The 8,433-nt window shown below is 45.8% G+C and carries 7 protein-coding genes and 1 pseudogene; all 8 read right to left on the minus strand.

The window, feature by feature from the left end; all coding sequences use genetic code 11:
- Positions 1-442 (minus strand): annotated as a pseudogene (locus WBV75_RS04870) (hypothetical protein); the annotation flags it as partial.
- Positions 443-938: 496 nt separating this feature from the next.
- The gene (locus WBV75_RS04875) at positions 939-2,618 is read right to left on the minus strand and encodes an amidohydrolase (protein ID WP_424119525.1); all 1,680 of its coding nucleotides are present in this window, start codon (positions 2,616-2,618) and stop codon (positions 939-941) included.
- Between the two features lie 206 nt (positions 2,619-2,824).
- Positions 2,825-3,493, minus strand: coding sequence for an OmpA family protein (locus tag WBV75_RS04880; protein ID WP_424119526.1), 669 nt, complete (start codon positions 3,491-3,493; stop codon positions 2,825-2,827).
- A 20-nt stretch (positions 3,494-3,513) separates the two neighbouring features.
- Positions 3,514-4,338 (minus strand): tetratricopeptide repeat protein, encoded by an 825-nt coding sequence (locus WBV75_RS04885; RefSeq protein ID WP_424119527.1) that lies wholly within the window; start codon positions 4,336-4,338, stop codon positions 3,514-3,516.
- A gap of 59 nt (positions 4,339-4,397) precedes the next feature.
- Positions 4,398-5,006 (minus strand): hypothetical protein, encoded by a 609-nt coding sequence (locus tag WBV75_RS04890; protein ID WP_424119528.1) that lies wholly within the window; start codon positions 5,004-5,006, stop codon positions 4,398-4,400.
- Between the two features lie 353 nt (positions 5,007-5,359).
- Positions 5,360-5,995 (minus strand): HdeD family acid-resistance protein, encoded by a 636-nt coding sequence (locus tag WBV75_RS04895; RefSeq protein WP_424119529.1) that lies wholly within the window; start codon positions 5,993-5,995, stop codon positions 5,360-5,362.
- Between the two features lie 193 nt (positions 5,996-6,188).
- A complete protein-coding gene (locus tag WBV75_RS04900; protein ID WP_424119530.1) occupies positions 6,189-7,331 on the minus strand; it encodes a helix-turn-helix domain-containing protein in 1,143 nt (380 codons plus the stop codon).
- Between the two features lie 136 nt (positions 7,332-7,467).
- The gene (locus tag WBV75_RS04905; protein ID WP_424119531.1) at positions 7,468-8,109 is read right to left on the minus strand and encodes an HdeD family acid-resistance protein; all 642 of its coding nucleotides are present in this window, start codon (positions 8,107-8,109) and stop codon (positions 7,468-7,470) included.
- Between the last annotated feature and the right edge of the window lie 324 nt (positions 8,110-8,433).

Genomic DNA, 8,433 nt, shown 5'->3' on the forward strand with positions numbered 1-8,433 from the left:
ACCCAATTGTAGCATCTTGCCTCCAGTCCTGTGTGAGTCCGGTATTGAGCGCCAGAGCGTAGCCTCCAGAAAAATTACGCGCTACAAATGGCTGGAAAAAGGTAGCGTTTACATCGGCCTTGTCGGAAGCTCCAAATACAGACCAGATATGGTTGACCAGGGCGCCATAGGTTATGTTGCCAGCCTGTGCCAAGCCCACTACAGAGGGCCCGATTGAAAACTTTCCGCTTCCCAGGAGATCGTCCGTAGCCGTGGGAATGGACAGGACAGGACCTGCTCCCCAGATGAGACCTCCCTTGGTCGGTGCTTTAGGGGAGAAGAACCCGGTAACCAGGGCATCACCTATCCCTGTTTGACTACCACTCTCGCCAAATATGTCGTTTTGGGAAATAACGGGAAGGATAACCCTGCCGATGAGGTTCCAATCCTCACTGATGCTCATGGGTATAACGGGTTGGATATTCATAAACCACCGGCTGCCATCGGCGGGTTCAAAACCAAAATCGAAATTACTCTGGAAAGGAAGGCTAATTAGGCTGGCCAGTGGATTTTGTAATTCTTTGGCGAGTTCATCCTCTGTTTTCGTTAATTCTTCAGGTGTTTCCTGACCGAAGGAGAAAGCTGCTAAGAAAAAGTGCGAAGAATATAATTACTTTTTCATACTGTTGTTTGTATCACTTGTACTCTTTTCGCAAATAAGCCATACGAGCATCAAATTTAAATGTGAAAGCAGTATGGTTGAATCTCAAAGCCCCGGTGAGTGGAGGCGTGTGCACCTTTCCCGGTCGTATGCCTTTAAAGGCCGGATTCGTATATCATAAATAGGGCATAGGCCATAATAGTGATTAGAAAAAAACCAATCAAACTTTTGTCAAACCCCTTAAATGGATTTGTCTTTGAATTGAGTCTGTGTGAATTCAAGTAATGGTATTTAACAATTAATTTTTCTGAAATACAGAACTTCCTTCTTTGATCGTGTGTAGCACTTGAATGTCTTTGATTTCCATAGGATCCACTTTCAGGGGGTTATTATCGAGGATAACCAGGTCTGCGAGTTTTCCAGGCGTGAGGCTTCCTTTTCGGTCCTCTTCAAAATGTTGGTAGGCCGACCAGATCGTAATGGCCTGCAGCGCTTCGTAAGGCGTCAGGCGTTCAGCTTCCCCGATCACGGCACCAGATCTGGAAGTTCGGGTTACGGCCGTCCAGACCACCCGCATCAGGTTGGGCAGGGCTACCGGGGCGTCGGTATGGATGGTAACGTTCAGGCCCTTTTCGAGAGCGGTTTTCACGGGGCTGATCCTGTTGCCCAGGGAATCGCCGATGATCTGTTTGTGCCAGTCCCCCCAATAAAAGGTGTGTAGGGGGAAGAGAGAAAGTATGACATCGAGTTCCTTAAACGCATCAATTTGGTCTTCCCGAATGTATTGCCCGTGAATAAGGGTGTTGCGGCGATCCCCTATGCCGTATTTTTCCACATTCGGCTTCAGGGCACGGATCATTTGGTCCATGGCTGCGTCCCCGTTTCCATGCACGAGGATTTGCCAGTTATTTTTGAAACCTTTTTCAAAAATGGCCTGTACTGTCGAATCCTGAGGTATAGCCGGATACCCGGCATAGTCGGGTCCCTGTCCGTCAGGGGGGAGGAGGTAAGGCTGGGTTCGCCAGGCTGTACGCCCCTGTGGGGAACCGTCAAGGGTTACTTTCATGCCTCCGATCCTGTAATGACCGGTATAGTCTTTACTATTCCATTCAGATCCCATATACTGATCGACGAACATATAATCGATGTAGCTCACTACATCCAGTTTTAACTGACCCGCCTCTGCTTTGGAGGCCAATAGTTCATGGTTCTGCATGGCCCGTCCTTCCTGGGCCGTTGTATACCCATAGGAAAGCGCCATATCCTGCCCTTCATTAAAGAAACGGTTAGCACCTTCCTGGGTTTTGGGCATCAGGGCCTGCATCATGTAGGGGATGGCCGCAAGTTCCTCAAGAACGCCATTAGGTGATTCACCATCGGCTTCCCGTCGGATAATACCGCCCTCAGGGTCCGGGGTCTCGGCTGTAAAACCGAGGATTTCGAGCCCTTTGGTGTTGACCACGGCAAAATGCCCTGAGATGTGGGTAATCATAATAGGGAATTCCGTACTGGCCTGGTCGAGGTCGTGGCGGGTGGGGAAGCGCTTTTCTTCCAAAACGGAATCGTCGAAGCCGGTTCCGAAAATCCAGCCTGTGAGTGCCCTGTTTTCAGGGGTATTCCACTCTTTAAGGGTTTGGATAAGGGTAGGGATGTCCTTACAGGCGGCATCCGGGGGAGCCAGCAACAGGGCACCCACTGCCTGAAGCCCGAAGTTGCCAAAATGGGCGTGCCCGTCGATAAACCCAGGCAACAGGGTTTTTCCTTCCAGGTTGGCCATTTTATGCCCGGGCCCTGCTTTTTTCATGGCTTCTTCTGAGGCGCCTGCAAATTCGATAGTACCATTTCTTATAACGAGGGCTTCGGCATATTGGGGTACAGCACCCTCCATGGTGATGATATCCCCACCGTAGTACACCGTTGCGGTACTTGTCTCCCCGGATTGTACTTCTTTATCACCTTTACAGGAGAAAAGAACCATTAAACATATTATAGGTAATATTGAAAATGGGGTGCTTTTCTTTGTTTTCATAGCAGTGATACAAGTTGTGATTTACATTATTAAAAATTATAAAGGATTTGAATTATTCAGTTGATTACCCCCGTGTTCAAATAAAAAGAAATATAGCCCGGTCACAACAACCAGGCTATATTTTCAAATTATACGATCACCTATTGGGAATACAATTAGTCGAGTTCTCCGCTTTTGGCGGCATCAATCATCTCGTCGTTGGCGTAAATACCCAGTTCTACACGACGGTTTTTAGCCCGGTTGGCCTCATCGTTGGGATATTTGGGCTGGGTTTCTCCATACCATCTGGCTTCCAGACGGGAGCCATCCACGCCCTGGGCAATCAAGTAATCCCGGACAGCATTCGCACGCTTTTTAGAAAGGGTCATATTGTATTCGGCAGATCCGGTATCGTCCGTGTGGCCTTCAATATGGATGTTGGTGTCCTCGTAATTCTTGAAGACTGAAGCGGCAGCATTCAGATCACTCTTGTAACTGTCGCTTATAGCCGCCGAATTAATCTTAAAGGCCAGGGTCGCATCAAAGGTCATATTGATTCCCTCGCCCACACGCTGGACTTCAGCAGTAGGTACGGCCTGGGTCAGTTCCTTGGCTTGCTGGTCCATTTTTTTGCCGATAAGGTTCCCGGCTATTCCCCCAATGGCCGCACCGGCCAGGATTCCCCATATGCTGCCCCCTGAAACGGCCGCCCCAAGAAGGGCTCCTCCTGCGGCACCTGCGGCGGTGCCTTGTTGCTGTTTATTCGAATTCTGAATTGCCGAACAGCTCACGAGCATTGAGAGGGCAAGAAATACGGATAGTGTTATTGATAGTGTTCTTTTCATCGTTTTTGGATTAATTAAAATTATTGACAAACGAGTGCTTTAAACATTTCCTTATTCATATCCTTATATCCCAGTTCTATAGCCCTGGAAAGATCACCGCAAATAGCGGCCTTTTCAGCATCTGACATCATCTCGCGAAGATCCTGTGCTTTACTGGTGCCGTATTTTTTATTCATTTCCATAAGTCCGGCGTTGCTCTTGGAGATGTAGACTTCCTGGGAGTCCGGATATAACCGGGCGGCTTCGTCGTAAACAGCATAAGCACTCTTAAAGTCGTCATGTACCAGATACATATCTCCCTCTTGCAGGATATAATTTACGTTTCCGGGATCCAATTCCTTGGCCTTGTTCAGATAGACCATGGCTGAATCCATTTGACCCATTTGGCGGTCGTAGAGCGCAGCCATCAGCGCATAGTTCGAGGCCCGTTGTGCTGTGTTTTGGTTCATTTCTGTGAGTTGCATCAGAGACTCCAGTTGGGCTTTGGAACCCTCAATATCTCCGGTGGCATTTAGGGCTACCGCTTTTTGAAAGTGCCCTGCAAGGCTCCGGTTTTTGGTTCTTTTGAGAACATCATCTGCCTCGGCAATGGCTTCGGCGTGCATTCCCAGACCGTTATAGGCTTCGGCTTTACCTTCGGAAGCCAGGATCTTGGCGTCTTTTGTTTTACAGTCTTCTGAAAATGCTTTATACAATGACAGGGCGTCCTGATAAGACTTAGCGCTTAAAGCTGCCTGTGCGCTGGCATAAGCTTCTTTGCACTTTTTGCCCATGGTGAAAGTTTGTGCCATGGTGCTGCTCAGTGCTAACAGCATTACAAGTGTGAGAATTTTTTTTGGTTTCATTTTCATATAATTAAAGGGTTTATGTATTTAAATCGTATTCTATTACTTCTCTGTCCGCGTTATAATCCGATAGCTACCCCAAATCCCAGATTCCAGTTGTCGTAGGCATCTATTTTGATGTCATACGTAAGATTGAGTACTAATTCCAGATGGTTTGAAATCTTCAAATAAGGCTCTAAACCGAAGCGGACCAAGCCGAAGGTTTCTTCTTTGGCGTATTCAAAACCTCCACCGGCCAGAATCCCAACGTGATTGATCAACCTGTATGTGCCCGTTGCTACTAAAGCAATCGGATAAGAGCGTTCCAGTACTTCATCCACTTTGTTGGCCTCAACGTTGAACTCTTCTAAAATAATATCACCGGCTATCCCCACTGCAAAGCGCTCGTTGATTATGTAATTATAAGCCAACATAAATGATGGCAGGCTCAACCAGGTCTGCTCGCCGTTTTTAAGGCCCTGCTTCACGTGATCGTGAGCAACCATTACGCTGAAATAATGTCGGGATTCTTCTTCTTCTTCTTCTTCTTCTTCTTCTTCAAATTCTTCTTCCATTTCAGACTCCACGTCGGTCAATGTTGAAGATCCTTCCTGCGCCCTTAGCTCTGCGTTGAGCGCGAACAAAAGAATTAGTGAAAACAGTATTTGCGCAAGGCCCGTAAATTTCATGAATAGTATTTAATTAAGGTTTTGTTGTTTTTATTAGTATTATTTTCAGGTCTCATGTGCAATTCACAGGATGAAATACGATCGATTTAGGTGAACACCTTTGACTTTCGAATGACCAGGTAACCCACAATAGAAACTCCTGTATCGGGATTCCGACAGTGTTAAAGTATTTTGGTCCTGTCCTATCACTTTTTCAATTGATAAGACTCTTGTAATGGGCGAATGAGCAAACTTAAATGTAAGTTTTTTAGTGGATTTTAACAAATAGTTAAGAGGATAAAAAACACGCAGAAATGAATGGAAAAAGGAGGACGACCGAGGTTTCACTGAAAGAAAATAGAATAGACTGATGATTACTTGCCAAGTTCATTTTTGATCTCTTCCTGAACACTGTCAAACCGACTCTTGAGTTCCGAGGAAATTTTTGTACTCACCCCTTTGAGTTTGCGCAGTTTGAGGGATAAATAAATGCTGAACACCCCCGCGGTGACAAGCGCCAGCCCGATCCAGAAAACAATCGTCATACCTGCAAAACCAGGTCGCCAAAGTAAGAGAAAGGAGAAGAGTACCCCCAGGATCCCGAAGGCAAGGAGGGTCCCCCATCCGGAGTTATCCTCATAATTTTTAAGATCTAAAGCGAAACTGATAGCTCCGATAGATCGGAACAAGACGAGAAAGCCAAGACTAAAGGCCAGGATTACCTCTGTGATTCCCGGTCTGTCAATCAGCAGCAATCCTACCAGAAATGTAATGACTCCGAAGATGAGCGTCCATCCCCAGTTTTCCAGTTCCTCCCTGTTGGATACCGAAAAGATGATCTCAATAGCTCCGGAGATCACAAAAGACCACCCGAAGAACAGTGCCAGTGCTAAAAATGAGTTTTCCGGAGAAATAAAGCTATAGATTCCCCCTGAGAGGAAAATCAGGCCAACAATTAAAAGGATGTACCAATTTTTGACAGAATTACGGACTGTTTTGATGGGTTGCATGGGTTGGTTTTTTAAAAAAAAGCCTGGTCACGCTTCAGATTAGATAGAAGGAAGGAGGCGTGGCCAGGCGGCTAATTACTTGCAAGTGGAAATATAGGATAAAAGGCCAGAAAATAAGTTCTCTGTTCCCTCGAAGACGTCCAAGATTGTAATGTTGTACAAAATAGGTGGAAATAAGATGAAATACGCTAAACTATCCCGGTACCTGGGCCGTCCTGTACCTGGAAGGGGTACAGCCCGTTTTTGATTTAAAAGCTTTATTAAAAGTGGTTCTCGACTTGAAACCTACTTCCCGTGCGATCCCTTCGAGGCTCAGGTGTTCCCATTTGGAATCCTCCAGATTTTTCAGCGCAAATTCAATCCGTTTTTCATTGAGGAGTTGGTTAAAATTCATTTCATAAGTTCGGTTAATCATAGCCGATAGGGTGTTCCGGGATATATTCAAATCAGAGGCCAGATCTGCCTGCCGGAAAGAAGGCTGCAAATAGGACTGCTCTGTCTCAAAATAGGTGTCAATTAATTTTCTAAAGGCCAGATCTTCATCCCCAGGACTGTTTTGCGTCCGGGATTTCCCAGAAGTCAGTCTTTTGAGGTTTTCGCTGTGTAAGGTGCCATAGAGCACATGAGGTTCCAGGAAAAGTCCCAGGAATACGATAAGCAGGGATGCGGTAATAAGGAAAGCACCATAGACGTAAATATTCAGGCTTTCAGGATCAATAAGTAAAAGCACCACGAGAATGGCAAAACATGAACCCAGGAAAAGTGAAATCCAATTGATCCAGATCAGTTTGCGCTTCCTTGAATTCCCACCTGGATTTTTCCTGTACTTCAGGGTCCTAAGGAAAGTTATTGTCATCAGTACGGCCCCCAGACTCAATTGAAAAAAATAATGCCAGTTGCTGGGGATCAGACTGACCTTGTCAAAGACCATGATATCCGGATTGGCGGTTAAATTCCCAAGGTGCTGGAGTTTTAGCGCAGAATTTTGAAAATAGAAGGGTGTTAATTCTGCCAGGTGTAAAAGGGGAATGAGCAACAACACATAATCTGAACGAGCAGGAGCATTCTGGTTTTTGCCAATAGCCTTTGCGAGGAGGTACAGCGCGATAGGTATACAGTAAAGAAAGGGGCTGGCAGTTCTGTAAAAATGCGGGTATTCGAGCAATGATCCACTGGTGGCCAGGAAGGAGAGAAAGGCATTATAGGTTAAGGAAAAGATAAATACCAAAAAAAGCAACTTCTGGTAACGGTTCCTTTTGTGTTTAATCGCAATAATGCCAAAGGCCAGCAAGCCGATAACCGTAGCTACTATTGATATGATACTGATGATTTCCAAAAGCCCCTTCCTTCTAAAAAAGGTGAATAAATATACGGAATCTGTTCCAGTATTTTCTTTGGCTTAAATAACACCATTAGAACAGAAGGAATCAGGCCTTGTTTTACTCAGTTTGAAGTGGGGTTCAAACAGGGGCTCAGCGTTTGCTGAGTTCCCTTTGGATTTCGCTTTGAACCTCCCGGTACTTGGCGACTAACTCTTCGGAAAGGCGGGAAGAGATTCCTTTTAATTTGCGAAGTCTCAGGGACAGGAACAGATTGTAAACTCCAGCCGAAATAAAAGAAAGCCCGGTCCAGATTATAATCATACCCCCGGATAGCATATGGCTCATCAGGAGGGCAAAGGAGAAAAAGATGCCCAAAACAGCCAGCCCCATCAGGACCCACCAATATTTAGCACCGTAATTCTTGATATCCAGCGAAAAAATAATGGCCGCAATAGACCTAAATAAAACTAAAAACCCCATAGTGAGGGACATCAGCAGAATCGTGAAATCGGGATTTGAAACAAAAAGAATGCCTACGAGCAATGTGAGTATGCCCAGGACGAATGGCCAACCCCAGTTGTGCATTTCCCTGCGATTCGCCAGGGAAAATACGATCTCGATAATGCCTGCCAAAATAAATCCGAATCCCAATAGGGTGGCCAGGGCAATCAAGGCTTCCACCGGGCGCACCAGGACCATAAAGCCAACGGCCAGATAGATAAGGCCAATCAACAGAATGATATACCAGTAGCTGACCGAAGTTCGAATCGATTTGATTTCTGTATAATCCATAGTCATAACGTTGTGGGGAACTCGAACATCCGGGCGCGAAATTGTGATTCCGCTTAAGTTATATGAGAAAATTACTAAATAATCCTTTACCAGTCCTGAATTTCAGTCTTTAATCGGCCAACGGTCTGCCTTTGGGATGGAAAAATCGGAACGGGCCTTAGCGATTGTGCCCATTGGACGCTGGTTCAAAAACTTCGGATTTATTGAACTTCCTGTATTTCGATATCCTCCGGAAGGAAGGGGAGTTCGAGAACTTCAAACCAATTCTGGTCAAAAGTGGTTAAGATTACCCCTCCTTCGGAAGAACCGTTTCCACGTATATAG

This window comes from Robiginitalea sp. (genome assembly GCF_049588695.1).
GTDB lineage: Bacteria > Bacteroidota > Bacteroidia > Flavobacteriales > Flavobacteriaceae > Robiginitalea.

What these genes read in the sequence shown, in the direction of transcription:
- WBV75_RS04875 (WP_424119525.1), bottom strand. Translation starts at nt 2,618, where the DNA reads ATGGTTCTTTTCTCCTGTAAAGGTGATAAAGAAGTACAATCCGGGGAG.
- WBV75_RS04890 (WP_424119528.1), bottom strand. Translation starts at nt 5,006, where the DNA reads ATGAAATTTACGGGCCTTGCGCAAATACTGTTTTCACTAATTCTTTTG.
- WBV75_RS04905 (WP_424119531.1), bottom strand. Translation starts at nt 8,109, where the DNA reads ATGGATTATACAGAAATCAAATCGATTCGAACTTCGGTCAGCTACTGG.
- WBV75_RS04895 (WP_424119529.1), bottom strand. Translation starts at nt 5,995, where the DNA reads ATGCAACCCATCAAAACAGTCCGTAATTCTGTCAAAAATTGGTACATC.
- WBV75_RS04880 (WP_424119526.1), bottom strand. Translation starts at nt 3,493, where the DNA reads ATGAAAAGAACACTATCAATAACACTATCCGTATTTCTTGCCCTCTCA.
- WBV75_RS04885 (WP_424119527.1), bottom strand. Translation starts at nt 4,338, where the DNA reads ATGAAACCAAAAAAAATTCTCACACTTGTAATGCTGTTAGCACTGAGC.